This window comes from Streptomyces sp. NBC_01320 (genome assembly GCF_035974375.1).
Taxonomy (GTDB): domain Bacteria; phylum Actinomycetota; class Actinomycetes; order Streptomycetales; family Streptomycetaceae; genus Streptomyces; species Streptomyces yanii.
In genome coordinates this window covers 11080056-11098596 of record NZ_CP108390.1, presented here as the reverse complement: position 1 = coordinate 11098596, position 18541 = coordinate 11080056, and the positions used below count along the sequence as shown (strand labels likewise).

Genomic DNA, 18541 nt, shown 5'->3' with positions numbered 1-18541 from the left:
CCTTGCCCTGCTCCGCAGGAGTCCGTTTCCTCTCCACCCTGAAGGGCGGAGTATCCACGGAGGAATCAGATGAGAATCGGGGCAGGGGCCGCGCTGCGCCGTCCCGGAGAAACGGAACCAGGCCGCCGACCGCTGGAAGAAGATCGTGCGCCTCGCCTTTCCCGGCAGGCGAATACCGACACGCGCCAAGGTGGCGTTAGGCGGGCTGCGGGGCGGGCGTTGCCGGAGCGGCCGCGACCTTGCGGGTCTCGCGCATTATCAGCAGGCCGTTGACCACCATCAGTGTCGCGGTCAGGCAGTGGACGCCGAGCGCGGTGGCCACGGAGCCGTGGTGGGCCAGCACGGTGGTCATGTCGCCGTACGCGGCGAGGGCCTCCACCAGCAGCGCCCAGCCCAGCGCCCGGCGATGGCCCGTCACCAGCAGGATGCCCAGGACCAGGGCCAAGACGACGTCGCGGATTCCCTTGATGATCAGGAAGCCGTTGCCGTCGCCGGACGGCCAGCTCGGCAGGCCGAAGCCCGGTGCCGTCGTCTCCGGGCTCAGGATGAACTCCGCCCCGAACCAGAGGATGAAGAGGATGAAGGCGGCGGCCAGGACGGTGTTGATCTTCTTCAGCGACATTGTTCTTCTCCTTGCGAGTCTTCGTCGGCTTGGTGAGCTTCGTGGAGCTTGCTGAGTCGTGTGGAGCCTGATCAGGCCGCGCGGACGCGGCTGATCGAGGGGCGTAGTTTGTCGGGATCGCCGTTGTGGGATCTGAGCGACAGCTGCATTCCCGGATGTCGGGATTTCGGTGGCCAGCTGCCGCCCGGGGAGTGGGGATTGTGCGCCACCGGCGCGGCGTCGGCCCGCGGGGTCAGTAATCCGAAGCCCTGTCGCGCTCACCCCGACGGGGCGAAAGCCGTCGATATAACGGGGCGAATCAGCGCATGTCGGGGCGGCTTTGGTATCAGGTGAGCGCGGCGACCAGCAGGGCGAAGGCGGCGATGATGACGGCGACGCGGACGTAGTGGAAGCGTTCCCAGCGGTTCATCTGCTGCTTCCAGTCGGCGGGCCGGTTGTCAGGGGTCCACGTCTTGTTCCGGTTATTGATCGGGACGAGCAGCAGAATCGACATGATCACGCTGAGCATCAGCAGCGCGCCGGCGGTGACGACGAGGCCGGTGCCGTGGTGGCGCCATCCGGCGATGACCCAGACCGCGACGAGGACGAGCGAGCCGATGTACCAGACCGGCATCACGGCGCCGAGCATCCGGCCCCCATGGGCATGGCCGAGTTGGCCACTGTCCTCGGGGAGTGCGTTGAGGATCGGGTTCATGACGAAGGCGACGGAGAACTCCACCCCCACCATCACGCCGACGATCACGGTGGTGACGACCTCGAGTGCGTTGAACATGATGCCCCCCTGACATCTAGTGTTGCTAGCTGATGAGGCAACGCTAGTACTACTGTCGCTTGATTGTCTAGCGGTGCTAGGATCGAATCATGTCGGTACAGGAACGCAAGCAGCGCGAACGGGCGGAGCGCGAACGTCTCATCTTGGCGACGGCCCGCGAACTCGCCGAGCAGCAGGGCTGGGACGCGGTCACCACCCGCCGCCTCGCCGAGCGCATCGAATACAGCCAGCCCGTCCTCTACAGCCACTTCCGCGGCAAGCGCGAGATCATCGGCGCCGTCGCCCTGGAGGGCGCCACCGAGCTGGCCGCGGCGGTGCGGGCCGCGGCAGCCGCCGCGGACGGCCCGCGCCCCCGGGTCACCGCCCTCGCCCGCGCCTACCTCGACTTCGCCGCACGCAACCCGGCGGTCTACGACGCCTTGTTCCAGCTCGACGGCGGCCTGACGTTCGCACAGCAGGACACCCAGGAGCCGCTGAAGGACGCCTTCGCCGCTCTGCTGGAGAGCCTGGGCGAGGTCGCCGGGGACGGCGTCCACCCGGGGCTGTTCACCGAGGTGTTCTGGGCGGCCCTGCACGGCCTTGCGACCCTGACCCGGGCGGGACGGCTGCTGCCAGAGGACGCCGCGCAGAGGGTGGAACTGCTCGTGGACCGGCTCGCCATGATCTGACACACCGTCCCGGCGGGCACGCAGCCGGGGCCCTCGTTCCCCGCCGCTGCCTGCCTGCGGCAACGCTCTTGGTCACTCGCGCCCACACGGCGCAGCCGCAGATCGCCGGGCCCCGTACCCCAGACGGGCACCCGCCCCGGAAGCTGCGATGCTCATTGAGCACGACCCGATACGCGCCCTGACGCCGCGTCATTCGCCGGTGCCCTCGTCGTCCTCGTCGAAGTGAACGGTCGCCCGGTCACGCAGTGGGCGCAGGCCCTCGCATGGCGGGCGGGCGGGCGAAACTGTAGCGGCCCAGGCAGTTGAGGTTGGCGTGCTTCAGCGGGGAGACCCGGGCCACGTCCTCGTCCAGAACATCATGCTCCCGCTCCTCGGAAGGCAGGGTCCGCAGGTGGTCGACGGCGGCGTCGAGGTAGCGCGTTGTCCAGAGCAACGGAGGCATTGAGAACCAGGCCGAGCACGCCGAGTTGGTCCCCCTGCCCCGTCCTGCAGGCCTGCATGATCTGTCCGCGCTTGCCGTGGCAGATGTCGCGGGCGAGCTTGTGCCGTGACTCCTGGACGGTGAGCTACCGGTTCATCTGGCGCCGGTAGGTGTCGTCGACCGGGTCGACGACCCGGAGCAGGTGCAGGGTCTTGGCGATGCGCCCGTACTCGGCGAACGCCTGGCCCAGCGGGGTCGGCCGCCCCTCGCGGCCGAACATCCGCAGCAGGTCGTACGCGCGGACCTGCCCGGTCACCAGTGAGCCGCCGTCGAGTTTCTGATGCGTGACGATGGCGGGCTCGAGGCCCTCGGGCGTCCCTGCGCCCTGGTCCGGTATGCGGGTCACCGTTCGCGAGTCAAGGTCCAGGAGGTACGTGGACGTCTCAGTTACGACCCGCCAGGTGCCTGTCTCGTTGTCCATCAGCTTGTCCATGCGTGTACGCGTGCGCGCAGGTAAGGGCGGTGCAATGAGGAGGCGGGGTGTATCTGCCGGCGCTGATGCAACGGAATGGACCGCCCTTCGCTCCGGGCCAGGCAAGGCGAGCGCGAAGGAAGATCGCTACTCTGCATGAGTGCTCTCATACGACGAGTTGACCTCCCCGGAGCGGGAGTTGTGGGACGCGTTTCCTGAGGGACGCCGCGTGGACCTGCGCACGGGTTCGCCCGAGGATGATCGTGTCGACGAGGGTGGGCACTGGGGCCCCGGGCGGAGGGTTCGGGCTGCCGTGATCACGGCGCTCCTCCTGGGCGCGAACACCACGCAGCCGGGCGTTGTGGCGTGCCTGAGGCTCGCCGGGGCGCGAATATCTGGGCGCTTGAATCTGGCCGGCGCGCAGATCGCTCACGCCTTATGGCTCGAGGGCTGCTGGTTCGAGGAGTCTGTGGACCTTCTCGGAGCATCGACACAAACGCTCGTGATCTCGGGCAGTCAGGTGCCGGGCATCGAAGCCGCTTCGGCCCGCATCGAGGGAATCCTCGACCTGCGACGCTCTGTCGTGGAGAGCCTCGATTCCTCGCCTTTCAACCACGTCAGTACCGCCCTGTCGCTGAGCGACGCCCGGGTGAGCGGCGGCGTCCTGCTCAACGGGGCCGAGATAAGCGCGCCCGGAGGATGGGCCGTGGCCGCCGGCGGCCTGGTCATGGATGGAGGCGTCTTCTGCAACGGCGGGTTCGTGGCACGAGGTGAAGTACGGCTGCTGGGTGCACAGTTGCCGGGCGGGCTGTTCATGGGGGGCGCACGCCTGGAGGGCCCCTCCTCGCGTGGAGTGGCCCTCGCACTGGACAACGCCGTGGCCTCGACCATCGATCTCTCGGGCGGGTTCACCGCGAGCGGGACCGTCCGGCTGCGGGGTGCCCGGATCTCGGACAGCCTGACCTTTGGAGGAGCCGTGCTAAACGGGTCGCCCGACGGCCGCGGCCCGTCTCTGGTCGCCCCGCTGATGCAGGCCGTCGACTTCGACTTCACCGTGGCCCACCCACCGTCCGGCACCGTGGACCTGCGGGGCGCGCAGGTGTCCTATCTCCACGACAGCGAGCACAGCTGGCCGGATGTGGTGGAGCTGGACGGCTTCGTCTACGGTTCCATCAAGATGGACGAGGCAGTGAGGCAGCGGGAGTCCGTCACGCACCGCGTGGCGTGGATACGACGCAGCCCGGGCTACAGCCCCCAGCCCTATGAGCAGTTGGCGAGCTGGTACCGAAAGGCCGGCCACGATGACGACGCCCGGCGCGTGCTGCTGGCCAAACAGCGCCATCGGCGTCGAACTCTTCACCCGCTCGCGCGCGTGTGGGGGCACCTGCTCGACACGACCGTCGGTTACGGATACCGCCCCTGGCTGGCTGGCGTCTGGCTCCTCGCGTTGACCTTGCTGGGCTCGCTGTCATTCGGTGCTGGCTCCCCCAGGCCGGCCCAGCAAGGCGAGGGCGCCCCGTTCCAGCCCTTCGTCTACACACTCGATCTCTTGATCCCCATTGGTGGTCTGGGGCAGCGCACGGCGTGGTACTGGTCGAACGACAGCCTCCAGTGGCTGGCCTACCTGCTGATCGCCGTCGGCTGGGTGCTGACGACCGCCGTCATCGCGGGTGTCACCCGCACCGTGCAGAGAAATTAACGAGCGACAAGCGACAGCTGAGTTCAAGCGTCGCCAGCAGATGAGTGCGCAGCCGAGGGTGAGGAAGGCTTCGTGGATGTCGTCGCGGATCTCCCAGCGGACCCGCAGGCGGCGGAACCAGTGCAGATGAGCGAACGCGCGCTCCACGACCCAGCGTTGGGTGCCCAGGCCGGAGCCGTGCTCGTTGACCGGTCGGGACTGGTCGGCTTCATCGAGATCGCCCCAGACACCAGCCAGGATGTCGATCTCATAGGAATTGACCATGAAGGCTTCTTCAGACTTGGTCAATGTGTCCCACTCTTGCTTGCTCACTCAGCAATCGTCGCAGAAACCGGTGAACCTTCGCGGTCACAGCACTAAGCGGCTTTGATGAAGTTCGCTGCTGATCCTTGGACGCGTGCGCGTTGACGGTTCAGGGCTCGGTCGACAGCGGTGCCGACCGCTTCGGCGGTGGTGTGGACGCGCTCGGGGTAGTCCTCGTACTTCGCCGAGCACCATACCCGCTCGATGTCGTTCAGTTCGGGACTGCGGGGCGGGAGGTAGAAGAGTTCGACGCCGATGGCGGCCAGATCCTCGCGGCGTCCTTTGAAGGCCCGGGCCACGTGCGCGGAGGCATTGTCCAGCACGACGGTGCACGGCCGGACACGAGTGAAGCCCGCGGGCGGCTGTTCCAGTGCGGCGGCACCGCCAGGCAGGCCGGCCAGTTTCGTGCACACGAATTCAAGCAGCATGGCCGCGTCGATCTTTCCGCAGCTCCTCTCCCACACCAGGTCGGCATGCCGTCCCGCGACCAAGGCGCCGAGCACGTTCACGCGCCGACCCTTCTTGTCCTCGCGCGGCACGACGGCCCGATGCCCTGCCCGTGACCAGGTGTATCCCGTGGGCATGGTCGGCGCGAACCCGCTCTCGTCGAGGAAGTACAGGTCCCTCATACCTGTAATCGCGCCCAGCCGTAAATCCTCCAGCTGGGCCCGGGCGGCTTGCTGGAGGACGGGGTCGGCCTTGTGCCGCAGCGTGTCCCGGGTCCGTTTCCACCGGAACCCGTCCCGGTGGAGCAACTCGGTCAGCCAGGCTGCCGAGACCCGCACCCCCGTTCCGCGGCCAGCCAGTCACACAGCGCGGCGGCAGTCCACGTTCGTCCCTGCTGGGCGGACTCGTCCAGCAGGGCGGCCAGTGCCTCGCGGTCCTCGCGGGTAACCGAGGCCGGGCGCCCCGGGCGCGGGGCGTCCCCAGCGTGTCAAACCCGCCCGCCGCGAAGCGGTGGACCGCACCGCGCACGGTGACGTCGTTGCATTCGAGCAGGTCAGCCACCTCCGGCACAATGAGGCCCCGTCCCATCAGCCGTATGCATTCCAGACGCAGTCTGGTACCCGGCGCCAGATCACGTGCCCGCAGACGCTCGCGCACCTCGGATCCTGATCAGACGTCAACTCAGCACGCAGGATCTTCGGCATGAGGCAGCCCCTCCCCGCCCCGTCTCATACCCGAAGGGCAGCCCCACATCACCGAGATCGCTCAATGCCCTCGGTCAAGGCATGTCGAGTTCGGGCAAGGAGAAAAAACCGGTGATTGCCTGCACCGTCCGTTCCTCGTTGTCATCTCTGTCAAGATCCGCCTGCGGCCCGATCAGATTCCCCGCCGTGAGGACGGGTAGCAGCAGATCAGGGTCCTCACCCACCCGGTCGTGCAGATTCTCGAAGCTGAAGCCGGTGACCAGGCTCCCATCGCGGTAGTACTCGAACCATGGGCGATGGGCCTTCGCCCAGCAAGGCTCGGTCACGAAGACAACGAGTTCGCCGCCGTCCGGGCACAGCCGCCGGTAGTCGGCAAGGTCGTAGTCGCCGCTGTCCCAGCTGAGCATGTCGTGCATCATCAGCCCCCAGTCGGTTCCCTTGCCGTAGGCGAGTGGCGTTCGCCGCAGGCCGAGGAGTCCTCGCGTAAGTGAGTCCAGAGACAAGCCGCGGAAGAAGACCACGTTGGTCTCCTCGTGGTGCGGAAGCGGGCCGTGTATCCAATCCGTCATACCGGGCACCGTAGAGGAACCCACTGACACGGCCGCACAGCCGCCCGCCGTCGTCAAGACAGCGGCCAGCCGCTCAGCGCCAAGGTAAGGAGCAGGCTCACTGGTCGTGGGCTCGGCGGCCAAAGAATCAGTACTCGACTTCGCCGTAACCGCTTACGACCTCGGGGGAAATTGAGGTGCGGGCGTGCTGGCCCGGCGCCTCGGCTGGTGGGGGATCAGCGGGCGGTGTCGCGGACGAGGACGAGTTCGGTGCTCGTCCGGCGGTGGTGGGACCGCTGCGCGGATCGGTCGGAGACCAGTGAGGCGATCGCGAGATGGGTCTCGGCGTAGGTATCACGGCGTCCGTGAGGCCCTCTCATGTCACGGCCAGACCGGGATGATCACCCTGTCCGCCGAGGCCGTAAAGCGGTGGACAGCCCTCCAGTGCTGGGCGAGCATCTCCGCGATGAACAACGAACCTCTCTCCATCCCCAAACGCGTCCGCTTCGTCGAGCTCAGCGCGAAGGCGCTGCGGGTGCTTGCCGACGGTGACCTCGCTGGCGGCAGCGCCGAGGCCGGGGTCGCCCTTGATGAATACTTCGTGTCTGACCGGGCCCGCTGGATCTTCGGCCATCGCGCTGACCAGCTCGCCGAGGACCCGTCTGCCGCGCCCTGGATCACGCGGGCCGCTGTGTCCGAGCCGGACGGGGTCGTCGTCGGCGACGCCGGGTTCCACGGGCCGCCGGACGAGGCCGGGATGGTCGAGGTCGGCTTCACCGTCGTGCCCGGGTACCGCCGCCAGGGCTATGCCCGCGCCATGCTGACGGCGCTGCTTGTCAGGGCCGCCGCCGAACCCGGTGTCAGGACCGTGCGGGCCAGGATCAGATCCGACAACAACGCCTCCCTGGCCACCATCGCGGGCTTCGGTTTCACGCGCGTCGGCGAGCAGGGGAACGAGCGCGACGGGCTCGCGATCGTCTTCGAGGTCCCGGCAGACGCGATTCAGTGGCCGCGTAGCTTTACGGCCTCGGCGGACATGGTGATCGTCCCGGTCGGGCCGTGACATGAGAAGGGCCGCACGGGTTGGGTGAGTTGTGAAGCTGACCTGGGCCACGTGCGGCCTGTTCCCATCCTGCCCTGTCCGGTGTCTCACGCGCACATTTCGGCGAGTTGTTCGCCGAGCTCGCCAGTGCGTGGGAGGCCGCGCGGCAGTCCGCGCTCCGCGAGGCCCGGGGCGGGGAGCGTCGGCGGGCGGAGGGTGCCGGCCGAAAGCCCAAGCTGGTCTTCCTCGATCGGCTACTGATCACCCTGGTCCATCTGCGCCATCAGTTGCCGCACGTGGTGCTCGCCGAGCTCTTCGAGGTGGATCGCTCCACCGTCTCCGCAGCCATCCGCCAGGTCCGCCCGCTGCTTGCGGCCCGTGGTTTCGCCGTGCCCGACCGGCCCGGACTTCGGCTCAAGACGCTGGAGGACGTCTTCGCCTATGCCGAGGCAGAGGATGTTGAGCTGCGGCTCGACGGGGCCGAGACCCAGGTCCGCCGCCCGCAGGCCGACCGCCCCGGGCGCCGGGCGTTCGTCTCCGGCAAACGCAAGCAGAACACCATCAAGACCACCACGTTCAGCGACGGCCAGGGCCGCCTGCTGCTGTCCGGCCTGGTCCGCCCGGGCCGGATGCACGACCAGACCGCCGTGCGCACCGAGGGCATCGCCGAGCAGTTCCGCACCCGTCCCGGCGTGAAGGCGAAGGTCGATTCCGGCTACCTCGGGCTGGCCAAGGAGTTCCCCGGCCAAGTCAGCGCCCCGCCGAAGAAGCCCAAGGACGAGGCGTGCGACGGTGACAAGCACGCCTGGCGCGAGACACGACGGCGGCAGTCCTCGGCGAGGATCTGTGTGGAGCACACCAACGCCGAGCTCCGCCAGTGGGCACCCCTGCGGCGATTCACCGGACGCCGCAATACCTACGCCGAAACCCACCTCGCGATCGCCTCACTCGTCTCCGACCGATCCGCACAGCGGGCCACCCGCCCAGAGACGAGCACCGAACTCGTCCTCGTCCGCGACGTGACCTGCTGATCACCCACCAGCCGAGCCGCCGGGCCAGCACGCCCGAATCTCAATTTCCCCCGAGGTCGTTAGAGCTCGTGGTCCTGGGCCAGCTCTTCCCAGCGAATGCCGCGAAGCGCAAGGTCGGCGTCCTCGCCCGACGGGACATCCAAGACGGTCTGGAACCAGACCACAGTAAGGGCGGAGCGGTGCAGGACCTGGTCGAGCTCAGAGGCGACTGCTGTCGAGCGGAAGACGCCGATACAGGCCACGGAAGCCAGTACTTCAACAGGGCCGAAGGCGCCGGCGGTCTGGTCCGGGTACTCGCGGCGGGGCGGAACCAGATGAACCGGCGTGGAGGGAAACGCGCGTTCAGCCTGCCGCTGAAGGCCGCTGACCTTCATGTCATTGATGGGCTTGCACGGGTAGCCCTCCAACATCCCCCCGTAGGTCGACGACATTCGCAGCTCGGTGAGCTCGATCGAACGGCCAGACGAGAGGACTATGCGGCTCAGCGACATGCCGACACCCTATGCGCACGATTCACTTCCCATACACGGCCTAGAAACGCTGGCTGAGGCCGTGCATCGCGGCCTCATGTGCCAGGTCCAAGAGCAGAGCGGTGCCGGCGACCCAGACTGTACGGGGCCAGGGAGTCTCATCGAAAAGTTGCATGACCGCCGCTACCCCCACCGACTGGCTGCGCGGAGATCGGCGATGGAGGGCATGCTGTCAATCGCTTCGTCTGCACGTCCGTGCCTGACGAGGAGCGCGGCCGCCTCCCACGCCTCCACGTCGGCATCTGCCCGGAGCAGGCCGAGAGCCTCTTCGACGCGTCCCGCCTGCTCCAGGATCCACGCGGTGCTGGATGTCAGTCCGTACAGGTCCGTCGGCAGCATCGCGGCGTGGGCGAGGGCTTCCTCGTACCGACCTGCCTCGCCCAGCAGCCATATCCGGTTCGTATGGAACCAGGATGAGTGCTCGTCAATGTATTCGGCATCGCGCTCGTCGAGGATGGCCAGGGCGTCGTCGAAACGCCCGGCCTCGGCAAGAAGGTGGAGGACGCTTTCGAGAAGGCAGGCGTCGTGGTGGTCGAACGTGGGTCGTCTCACCTCGACGGCTTCCTCGATCCGGCCCTGGCGCCCCAGCAGTTCGATCAATGGCCAGCGGAAGCGGTCCCACTCGTCGGCCGCGATGAAGCGCCGCAGGACGGTCTCGGCCTCGTCGGCCTGACCGCGGTCTTCGAGGGCCCTGGCGTAGTACGGCAAGCCAACGTGCGCGTGCTCTCCGGTGCCGAGTTCGCGCAGTTCCTCCATGCGCCCGTTGCGCTTGAGGAGTTCGGCATAGGCGGTGAGCGTGTTCTGGACCAGGAAGCGGCCGGCGGCTATGTCTGCCCCAAGCACGCGGACGGCCTCGTCGACGCGACCCGCGCGTTCCAGGACCTGGGCCTGAAGGTCCTGGGACCGTGCTTGTCGCAGCCATCAATGAGTGGCTATGACCCCGTCTCGCGCGTCATCACGTACGTGTTCCCGATGTCGGGATCGCCGTAGAAGAAGAACAGCTCCAACTCGTCATGCGGGTCGCGGTCCACGTAGAAAGACCACGCGTATGTCGACGGAGGCTCAGGAGTCGAGGCGTCGGTGCTCGTCACGGGGAAACGTCTCCCCACTCGTGTCCGGGCCGTCAGCGCGAGCCGGACGACCTGTCCGCCGTCGCGGTCGGTCAATTGCCAGGTTCCCGTACCGGAGAGGCGCCAGCCGTCCTCGAAGTCGAAGTCCTGCCCGTCGAGCTTCTCGAAAAGAGCCGTTCCGTTTTCGCGAAGCACCACACGGGTGCCCTCGACATTTTCCCAGCCCCCGGCGACTTCGGCCGTCGTGGTGTCGTGGAGCCCTGTTCCCTCGTAGTACTGATAGGGGCCGGCACACGCCGTCAGAACAGCCAAAACCACCATCAAGCCACCGAGGGTCGCCCCCCACGCACGTAGCCTGCTTCCGCCCTCCACCAGGACCTCCCACGCTCAGTCCAGCCAACCGATAGAAGTGGGCCGGGGAGAGATACCTTGTCAGACCTGTTGAACGCGTTCAACTCTGCGACTGGAGAGGTGGCGCGCACCACCCCGGCCTCGTGTATTCAGCACTGCCCGCAGCCACCGATGAGCACTGCAATTTTCGATACACGTCGTAGAGGCCACAGCCTGGACAAGTCACGGTCTGGCCGGCGATGGGATGCGCGTACTCGTCGGTGTCTGACCGGCAGTGAACTGGGCTTCAGGTTGCCGGTCTCCGGCATGACGGTCTGTCCGCATCCCTGCGTACGGTGCATCTATCGACGCCCCTGCACCGGAGGAACGGAATGTATCTGCTCCCTCTACTGCTGGGCCTCGGGCTGATACTGGTCGGGCTTGCGCTGGCGACGGACCACCGCGGTATCGCCCAGCGGACCGTGGACACGTACCTCAATCCTGCCCACGCCGACCCCAGCCTCCTGCGGACCTTCAACCGACTGGGATTTGAGCATCCAGGGATGGACTTCCTCCGCTACGCCCCACTCCAGCGGAGGTTCGTGCGCATCTGGGGTGGGTTTCTATCCGCCTTCGGGCTCGCGTTCCTGGCCGCAGGCGTCGTGCTCCTGGTTCGCGCCTGACCGCCGCTACGCGGGCTTCGGACCGGCGCGCTCTGAACGGGTGCCGGCTCGAGTACCCGTCCAAAGCGGCGGTCGCGCTCGTGGGGGAAGCCGCTTCCGGTGCGTTCGGTGTCGCCAGGATCGGCCGCCAGCTGCGTAGCTGGACCGTCGCCTGACTACGACCGCAGCGCCGGCGGACTGGCGTTCCGCTGTGGTCTAGCCTCGGCTGTGGGGAGCACACCCCCGGCCACCGGCAGGCGACCCTGCAGCTGGGACGCTGTTTCGAGTGCCCGCACAGCACCTGCGAGCTATGAAGGTGGGCCCGGGCTTGCCAGGTGCAGCATCCGAAAAGGCAGGCATGGGCTGGTGAAGCGCAACGGTCATGGGCGGAGATTCGCCGCTGGACTACCTTGACACGCTTCAGGAAATTGTCGGCGCTGAAGGTCTGTATTCGCTCGCGGACATGTCTGGCGAGCAGCGGGCGGCAGTCGCTGCTCGTCTTGCGGATCCTGGCGTACTCAAGCGGGCTCAGGGACATGCCGAGCAGATGGCTCCGAAAGGACTGCAGGTCCTTGCAACTGTTCTTCTGGCGGTCGGCGCACCGATCCCGGAACAGCTCAGGGGCTGGATCTACGCGGCGATTGCTGCTGAGGATCTCAGCGACTGGGGTTCGTCGGCCGACGAACGGCAAACGCATCTGGCAGCGCTGCGGTCCGCTGTGGCTGCCCACGCTGCGGGAGGAGTCGTCACGTCGATCGCTGATGAAGGCCTCTTCGAGGTCCTCCTTACCCATGTGGACGGCTGACAGGGCTGAAGGCCCGCCGTTTCAACGCTGAGGTACGCAGACGGACCTAGCACACAGTTCGTCCTGTCTGTTCGACCTACGAAGGTGTGCAGATACGCCCCTGTGGCTTGCCTGGACGGGCAACGCCGCTACTCTGCCGTGGGGTTGAAGCGGACTTTGGTGGTCCGCTACCTGCGTACAACAAACGTAGGGAGACGTGACTTTCGTCATGGAATCGTTGATCGAAGCGAACGGTGAGGGGCGTGCACAGTTGCCGATGGCGAGCGGGGACGCGGAACCAGATTCGCGTAGGCGCCCACCCTCGATAGCGCCTATAGATCCGGGCTCAGAACGTCAGCTGTGGGCTCCTCTTGCGGAGCCGGGCAAGATAGTTGTCGAACCTTCAACGGCACCTGACGCCCACCTGTTCCTTCGGGCAGCCCACCGCCTGAAGGAACGGCGTAACTAGTGGCTCGTCAGGCAGCCTTGGCCGGGTAATGCGTCCAGGTGCGGATGGGTGAGTCGGGGGCGAAGTTGGTCTTCGGTTCGGTGCGGGCATTGCGCCAGCGGACGTACGCGGCGATGGCCGCGTTCTGCTCGTCGTGGCTGCGGTGGTCGGTGCCGTTGAGTGCGAAGTAGCGCAGGGCCGCGAACTCGGCCTCGATCCAGTTCAGCCAGGAGCCGTAGGTCGGCAGGAAGACCAGTTCGATGTCGTTGTCGGCCGCCCAGGTGCGGACCTTGGCGTGCTTGTGCGGGGAGAAGTTGTCCAGCACCACATACAGCCTCTCCCCGGGCCAGCGGGCGCGCAGGGCCTTGAGGAGGGCGAGGAATTCGCGCCAGCGCTTGCGCGGGCGGATGCGGTAGTACAGCTTGCCGGTGGCCAGATCGAGGGCAGCGAGCATGTGCCTGACGCCGCTTGTGCGGTTGTAGGTGGCCCGCAGCCGGCGCGGGCGTCTCACCGGCCCCCACGCCTTGCCCTTGCGGGGCATCAGGTTCAGCGGTCCGAACTCGTCGACGCATATCACCCGCCCGTCGGCGGGCGGGGTGTCGTACAGCGCCAGGATGCGATGCATCTTGGCGATGAACTCCGGGTCGGTGGACGCTTTCCACGTAGTGGTGGTCTTCCAGGAGACCTTGCCCTCACGCAGGATCCGGCGCAGGGTCTCCCGGCTGATGGCCGCAGTCACCTTCTGCTTGACCAGGTGCTCGGCGAGCTTGCTCAGGCTCCAGGTGGAGAAGGCGGTGATCTTCCAGTCGGCGGGGGACGTCCGGGCGATCAGGCAGATGTGCTCGCGCACCTGGTCACTGATCGTCTTGGGGCGTCCCCCGCTCCATTTTGGGTCCAGCGCGTCGAACCCCCGCTCGTTGAAGGCGTGGATGACATCGCGGACGTAGTCCTCGCCGACCTGCATCAGCACGGTGATGTCCTTGACCGTCTGGCCCTGGGCGGACATCAGCACCACGATCGCCCGGCGGAGTTTTACCGGGTCCTTCGCGGTCCGGCTGATCCGCTGCAGCCTCCGGCCCTCGTCCATCGTGACCGGCCGGACGAACACACTCGGTCGTCGTCCCACGACCACCTCCAAGATCAGGTCTTGGAGACAGTCTGCTGACCGACGAGCAGGTCGTGCGACGGGTCTGAGCAATTCGGTTGGCGAGTCGGCAGGGCGCAGTTTGCGAACGGGCCCCCCATCACACCGCCGGCGGTTCCAGGTCGACCCCGTCGCGGAACCGGAACCCCAAGGCGTGAACGAGTGCGAAGACCAAGTCCTCCGCCAGCGGATCACACTCAGTCACCAGGGCAGCCCTGAGCGCCACCGGGTCCGGCTGAAGGCCAGCCCCTCGAGCCCAGGCTGCAGCTCGCTCACCTACTTCGACCGAATCACCGATCCACTCACCAGGGAGGCCGTAATTCCGCGCCATCTCCGGCGACAAAGCACATTGCCATGACAGGCCATCGGGACTCGCTGCCTGAACTGTCGCGAAGTCGCTGTCAATCACATGACAGACCAGGACAGAAGCGCGCGTCTCGCCGATGATCGAAGGGTCAGGATCTGCGACAGGGCACGCTTGTACGATCTGCCACTCGCCATCACGCGCCCACCAGAACGGCACACAGTCCGAGGCCCGCATCGCCGCCAACTTCGTCAGCGGCCGACCGGCTCGCGCCACGATGAAAGACCCCGAGAACCCCATGACCGGGAACCATAGTCGCGATCACTGACACCGTTGATTACCCGGCCAAGGCTGCGTGACGAGCCACTAGTCCCGCTGTGCGGGCCCGAGGGCAGGTGGCGTCTGGTGGTCCCCGGAGGGGCCGGCGTCGCCGGTCTTCCACTCGGGGTCATAGGCGCAGGACACGGTGGCGCCGCCGGTGAAGTACTCCCGGTCCGGGAACCAGGTGAAGGACATCCGCTCGGCCCCGTCGTCCCGCTGGACGAACAGGTCCCAGTTGCCCTTCGCGCCGTCACGGTAGGACGTGACCTCCCAGCCGTTGTCCTTGAGGTGCTGGTGCAGTCGGCGGAGGCCGGAGACGGCCCGGCTCGCGGGCACATGGTCCAGCGCCCAGCTGTGACTCATCTGGTAAGCGCCGTCGACGGTCTTGTCCTCCAGCCCCAGCAGACCCCCGTCGTAGCAGAAGCCGGAGCTGAACGTGTTCTCCGTGCTGACGCCAACGTCCTCGACTCCTGGGTCTACGGTGCGCTTGAACCCCACGACGTCGTACGCCTCCTGGGAGCGCTGGAAGGCACGACTCGCCATGTTCTCGGGCGCGACGCGGGGAAAGCCCGTCGACCCCAATGAGCCAGATACGAGCGGGACGACCAGAACGAGTACGACGACGGCGACGAGCGCGGCGCAGCCGCATCCGAGGGCCCCGAGGACGGAAGAGGGGGACCTCGACTCGGTCGGAGCGGCGGGGGTGGTGTTGGTCGGTACGGTCTCTTCGGGCATACGGGGACGGTATGGCAGCGTGGAAGCGCGACGGATGGGCGCAGCTACCCGGTAAGGGGTGGGTACGCGTACTCAATTGAGCTGCGCGGGACCAGAATCCAAAATCTTCATAAGTTTTCTAAACTTTGTCCGGCGAATCTTGCGGCGGTCGCGGGCCCTGGCATGCTCATCTGCGCCGAAAAGGTGATGGCCACCCGTAGGCGCCCTGATCCGCCGAACAGGCCTCTGGTGCGCGTGACCGGTAACGTTTGCCGGGTTTCTTGATCATCTGGCTCGGGCCGGGTCTGCCGCTTCACCGCCAGAAAACCGCCGTTGCGCCTGGGCCGTCCAAGTTCGGCCTGCAGAACTACCCATGAGAGCATCGGCTGGTGCGCAGACTGACGGTACTGGGGACGTGTGGGGCCTGGCCGGAGGCTGGCCGGAGCGCCAGCGGTTTCCTGCTGGAGTACGACGGGTTCCGGCTGGTGCTGGACCTGGGCTACGCGACCTTCCCGCGGTTGCTGGAATACTGCGCCGGCGGGCAGGTGGACGCCGTGGTGGTCACCCACGAACACCCCGACCACTGCGCCGACCTCAGCGCCCTGTGTCGCTCGCTCCACTTCGCGGAGGAGCGGGGCGCCCGCCTGCCGTTGTACTGCCCTCTTGGAGTGATTGGCCGAGTCCAGGCGATGGAACCGACCGAGGACCTGCTCAACGTCTTCGACGTGCACTCGCTCCCTTCGAGCCACCAGGTGGGACCGTTCCGGCTCGATGCCATGCTGCTGCCGCATCACGTTCCGCATGCGGGTGTGCGGTTGACCGCGCCGGGCCTGACCCTTGCATACAGCGGCGATGCCGGACCGGACCCTGCCCTTGCCCGGCTGGCGGCAGGGGCAGATCTGTTCATCGCGGGAGCCACGCTTCAGGGCGCATCCGCCGACAGCGGCGATCACCACCTAATGAGCGCCGTGGATGCTGGGGCCTGGGCCACCCGTGCCAGGGCCAAGCGCCTGCTTCTCACTCACTTCTGGCCCGGCAGCGACCGTACGCGTTCGACCGCCGATGCCTGCAGCAGCTTTTCGGGCGAGGTGATCGCTGCCGAGGAGAGCATGGTGCTCTCCTTCTAGTGCGCTGATGGGTGAGGCGCCGGTTACCTGATCACGCGGCGAGGGCGGGCCGGCCTCCCCAGCGCAGTCCTTTCTCGCTGCAGCTGCGGGCGCGCTCCTTGCGTGCTGCACGCCTACCCGCGCTGGCGCAACGCCAACGCCCGCCACCCCGACGTGCTGGCCGCCCAGCGCCGCGAGCGCGCCCGCATCCGCAGCCAGAAGGCATCCGCTGGGGAGGACGCCCCCTCGCCGAGGCGGCCTGAGACATGGGGAAGATCGTGGCACCGTGGCAGGACCGCTGTCCCGGCGATATCGGGTGGTCCGCAGAGGCCGCCCGAAGCTACTGTCCGGCGCATGGCCGCTTCCCCCGAGCCCGCGGCAGAGCCGCCGGGCAACTTGACTGACCCCCGCGAGCTGGTGCTCGCTTACCTCGACTACTACCGTGCCGCGGTGCTGCGCAAGCTCGACGGCATGTCCGAGGAGGACCTGCGCAACAGCAGGCTCCCGTCCGGCTGGGCCCCGCTCGTCCTGCTCAAGCACCTCGCGTTCGTGGAACGGCGATGGTTCCGCTGGGGGTTCGCCGCCGAACAAGTGGATTCCATCTGGGGCGAGGAAGACCCTGACACACGAAAATGGCAGGTCGGAGCTGAGGAATCGACAGAAGAGATCCGAGCCCTCTTCCTGGACGAGTGCGCACGATCCCGCAAGATCGTGGCGGGTGCCGAACTGCAGGAACCCGCACGCAGTGGTGGCGGCTTCAACCCCCCTGACCACCACCCGGCCCTGATCTGGGTCCTGTTCCACATGCTGCAGGAGTACGCCCGACACGCCGGCCAGCTCGACGTGGTCCGCGAACTCGCCGACGGTGCCACCGGCGAATAGCGCAGCACCGGACAGAACAGACCACCTTCTCCACCTGGGTGGGTCCGCACCGTCACGAGCACCCACTCCCCAAGCCGGTGAACGTTCCCGGTCAGAGCACTAGTAGGGCTTTGTTAGGTCCTGTGGTGTGGTTCTGGTGTCGGTGCGGATTGGCCGCATATCGAGCAGGCGCCGGTCCAGGTGGCCAGGAGGGCCTGAAGCACGCGGAGGACCGCGTAGAGGGTCAGGCCGGCGCAGGCGCTTTTGGGTCGAGCCTGAGCATGGTGCAGAACGCCTGGGCGAGGGAGGCGAGGGTGACGTGGCGGTGCCAGCCGGGGAAGTTGCGGCCCTCGAAGTGGTCCAGGCCCAGACCGTCCTTGAGCTCGCGGTAGTCGTGTTCAACGCGCCAGCGGATCTTGGCGATGCGGACCAGTTCGCGCAGCGGGGTGTCGGCAGGCAGGGTGGAGAGCCAGTAGTCGGTGGGCTCGGCGGCGCCGGGCGGCCATTCGGCCAGCAGCCAGCACTCGGGCAGGGAGCCGTCGGCGGCGCGGCGGATCGTTCGGTTTGCGGGTCTGACCCGCAGCGCCAGGAACCGCGAGCGCATCTCGGCGTGGGGGTTGTGCTTCGTGGTCTTGCTGCCCTGGCGCCAGGTCACGGTTCGTGCCGCCGATCGCCCGGTTTTCAGGGCGAGTTGGCGCAGAGTGCTGTGCCGGCCGGGGTAGGCGGGTCCGGGCGGGCGGCCCTGGCCGCTGTAGGGCGGGCGGTCGGGGACGGCGTCGCCCGGGTAGGCGGTGGTGGTGCCCTTGACCGCGACGGCGTAGGTCAGGCCGCGCTCGGTCAGGCCCTCGCGGAAGCCGGTCGCGTCGCCGTATCCGGCGTCGGCTACCACCGGCAGGTCAGGAAGTTCCCAGCCCTCGCGGACCTCGTCGAGCATGTCCAGGGCCAGGCGCCACTTCTCCTTGTGCCGCTCGCTGTCGGGGATGGCCGCCTTGGCGCGTCGGCGCTGGATTGCCCCGGTCAGCAGCGCATCGCCGGTGTTCTTGGTGTCGTCCCAGCTCTCGGGCAGGAACAGGCGCCAGTTGACCGCCGAGGAAGCGCGGTCGCTGACCAGATTGACGCTGACGCCGATCTGGCAGTTGCCGCGCTTTCCCAGCGCGCCGCAGTACATCCGCGCCACACCCGGTGAGTCGTAGCCGTCCTTGGGAAAGCCCACGCCGTCGATCGCGTACGCCTCCGGCGAGATGTGAGCGGCAGCCCAACGAGCCAGCCGCTCACGGACCTTGGCCCAGTCCCAGGTCGAGGAGGCCACGAACTGCTGGAGCTGCTGGTGGTCCACGCCCAGGCGCTCGGCCATCGGCTGCATCGACTTGCGCTTGCCGTCCAGCATCAGCCCGCGCAGGTACAGCTCGCCCTTGGCTCGCTGATCCCGCCGGGCCAGAGAACCGAGCATCTCCTCCGCGAACGCCTCCAAGCGCGTGCGGACCGTGTCCATCTCCTCAGGTGTCACACCTGAAAGAACATCACAACCTATCCGGAGA

19 protein-coding genes and 3 pseudogenes are annotated in these 18541 nt (G+C 67.4%); 9 read left to right on the top strand and 13 right to left on the bottom strand.

Features of this window, described 5'->3' with window-relative positions:
* Positions 1-196: 196 nt before the first annotated feature.
* Entirely contained in the window at positions 197-622 is a 426-nt protein-coding gene (locus tag OG395_RS50885; RefSeq protein ID WP_327248965.1) for a DUF4267 domain-containing protein, read from the bottom strand.
* A gap of 325 nt (positions 623-947) precedes the next feature.
* A complete protein-coding gene (locus OG395_RS50880) occupies positions 948-1394 on the bottom strand; it encodes a DUF1772 domain-containing protein (RefSeq protein WP_327248964.1) in 447 nt (148 codons plus the stop codon).
* A gap of 89 nt (positions 1395-1483) precedes the next feature.
* Here OG395_RS50880 and OG395_RS50875 point away from each other — a divergent pair, with 89 nt between their 5' ends.
* Positions 1484-2062, top strand: a complete 579-nt coding sequence (locus OG395_RS50875; RefSeq protein WP_327248963.1) for a TetR/AcrR family transcriptional regulator — start codon at positions 1484-1486, stop codon at positions 2060-2062.
* Between the two features lie 189 nt (positions 2063-2251).
* Here the strand turns inward: OG395_RS50875 and OG395_RS50870 are convergent.
* Positions 2252-2805: pseudogene (locus OG395_RS50870) on the bottom strand (Tn3 family transposase); the annotation flags it as partial.
* 310 nt (positions 2806-3115) lie between these two features.
* Here OG395_RS50870 and OG395_RS50865 point away from each other — a divergent pair.
* Positions 3116-4654 (top strand): oxidoreductase, encoded by a 1539-nt coding sequence (locus OG395_RS50865; RefSeq protein WP_327248962.1) that lies wholly within the window; start codon positions 3116-3118, stop codon positions 4652-4654.
* Positions 4655-4687: 33 nt separating this feature from the next.
* Here the strand turns inward: OG395_RS50865 and OG395_RS50860 are convergent.
* The 4 genes and pseudogenes from OG395_RS50860 to OG395_RS50845 all read right to left on the bottom strand — a co-directional run.
* Positions 4688-4837 (bottom strand): annotated as a pseudogene (locus OG395_RS50860) (transposase); the annotation flags it as partial.
* Positions 4838-5010: 173 nt separating this feature from the next.
* Positions 5011-5742, bottom strand: coding sequence for an IS630 family transposase (locus OG395_RS50855; protein WP_327248961.1), 732 nt, complete (start codon positions 5740-5742; stop codon positions 5011-5013).
* Positions 5743-6182: 440 nt separating this feature from the next.
* Positions 6183-6677, bottom strand: a complete 495-nt coding sequence (locus tag OG395_RS50850; protein WP_327248960.1) for a DUF6461 domain-containing protein — start codon at positions 6675-6677, stop codon at positions 6183-6185.
* A 215-nt stretch (positions 6678-6892) separates the two neighbouring features.
* Positions 6893-7036 carry a hypothetical protein gene (locus tag OG395_RS50845; protein WP_327248959.1) on the bottom strand — a complete coding sequence of 48 codons (144 nt, stop codon included), beginning with the start codon at positions 7034-7036 and terminating at the stop codon, positions 6893-6895.
* 86 nt (positions 7037-7122) lie between these two features.
* Between OG395_RS50845 and OG395_RS50840 the strand changes: the two genes are divergently transcribed.
* Together OG395_RS50840 and OG395_RS50835 are read left to right on the top strand one after the other, a co-directional pair.
* Complete coding sequence (locus tag OG395_RS50840; RefSeq protein WP_327248958.1) at positions 7123-7719, top strand: GNAT family N-acetyltransferase; 597 nt, start codon at positions 7123-7125, stop codon at positions 7717-7719.
* A gap of 107 nt (positions 7720-7826) precedes the next feature.
* Positions 7827-8729 (top strand): transposase family protein, encoded by a 903-nt coding sequence (locus tag OG395_RS50835; RefSeq protein ID WP_327248957.1) that lies wholly within the window; start codon positions 7827-7829, stop codon positions 8727-8729.
* A 59-nt stretch (positions 8730-8788) separates the two neighbouring features.
* Here the strand turns inward: OG395_RS50835 and OG395_RS50830 are convergent, their stop codons facing one another.
* From OG395_RS50830 to OG395_RS50820, 3 genes are all read right to left on the bottom strand, one after another.
* Positions 8789-9220 carry a hypothetical protein gene (locus OG395_RS50830; RefSeq protein WP_327248956.1) on the bottom strand — a complete coding sequence of 144 codons (432 nt, stop codon included), beginning with the start codon at positions 9218-9220 and terminating at the stop codon, positions 8789-8791.
* A gap of 162 nt (positions 9221-9382) precedes the next feature.
* Positions 9383-10102: a hypothetical protein gene (locus tag OG395_RS50825; RefSeq protein ID WP_327248955.1), complete on the bottom strand. Its 720-nt coding sequence runs from the start codon at positions 10100-10102 to the stop codon at positions 9383-9385.
* 89 nt (positions 10103-10191) lie between these two features.
* Positions 10192-10701, bottom strand: coding sequence for a hypothetical protein (locus OG395_RS50820; protein ID WP_327248954.1), 510 nt, complete (start codon positions 10699-10701; stop codon positions 10192-10194).
* A gap of 350 nt (positions 10702-11051) precedes the next feature.
* Between OG395_RS50820 and OG395_RS50815 the strand changes: the two genes are divergently transcribed.
* Together OG395_RS50815 and OG395_RS50805 are read left to right on the top strand one after the other, a co-directional pair.
* Complete coding sequence (locus OG395_RS50815) at positions 11052-11342, top strand: hypothetical protein (protein WP_327248953.1); 291 nt, start codon at positions 11052-11054, stop codon at positions 11340-11342.
* A gap of 361 nt (positions 11343-11703) precedes the next feature.
* The gene (locus OG395_RS50805) at positions 11704-12126 is read left to right on the top strand and encodes a hypothetical protein (RefSeq protein WP_327248952.1); all 423 of its coding nucleotides are present in this window, start codon (positions 11704-11706) and stop codon (positions 12124-12126) included.
* 455 nt (positions 12127-12581) lie between these two features.
* Here OG395_RS50805 and OG395_RS50800 read toward each other — a convergent pair whose 3' ends face one another.
* Positions 12582-13679 carry an IS630 family transposase gene (locus tag OG395_RS50800; protein ID WP_327248951.1) on the bottom strand — a complete coding sequence of 366 codons (1098 nt, stop codon included), beginning with the start codon at positions 13677-13679 and terminating at the stop codon, positions 12582-12584.
* Positions 13680-14367: 688 nt separating this feature from the next.
* Complete coding sequence (locus OG395_RS50795; RefSeq protein WP_327248950.1) at positions 14368-15057, bottom strand: hypothetical protein; 690 nt, start codon at positions 15055-15057, stop codon at positions 14368-14370.
* A gap of 368 nt (positions 15058-15425) precedes the next feature.
* On the opposite strand from OG395_RS50795, the gene OG395_RS50790 reads away from it, so the two are divergent.
* The 3 genes and pseudogenes from OG395_RS50790 (at position 15426) to OG395_RS50785 (ending at position 17024) form a co-directional block, all read left to right on the top strand.
* Positions 15426-16163, top strand: coding sequence for an MBL fold metallo-hydrolase (locus OG395_RS50790; protein ID WP_327248949.1), 738 nt, complete (start codon positions 15426-15428; stop codon positions 16161-16163).
* A 105-nt stretch (positions 16164-16268) separates the two neighbouring features.
* Positions 16269-16405: pseudogene (locus OG395_RS58800) on the top strand (IS630 family transposase); the annotation flags it as partial.
* Between the two features lie 91 nt (positions 16406-16496).
* Positions 16497-17024 carry a DinB family protein gene (locus OG395_RS50785; RefSeq protein ID WP_327248948.1) on the top strand — a complete coding sequence of 176 codons (528 nt, stop codon included), beginning with the start codon at positions 16497-16499 and terminating at the stop codon, positions 17022-17024.
* Between the two features lie 223 nt (positions 17025-17247).
* Here OG395_RS50785 and OG395_RS50780 read toward each other — a convergent pair whose 3' ends face one another.
* Positions 17248-18510, bottom strand: a complete 1263-nt coding sequence (locus OG395_RS50780; protein WP_442818709.1) for an IS701 family transposase — start codon at positions 18508-18510, stop codon at positions 17248-17250.
* Positions 18511-18541: the final 31 nt, after the last annotated feature.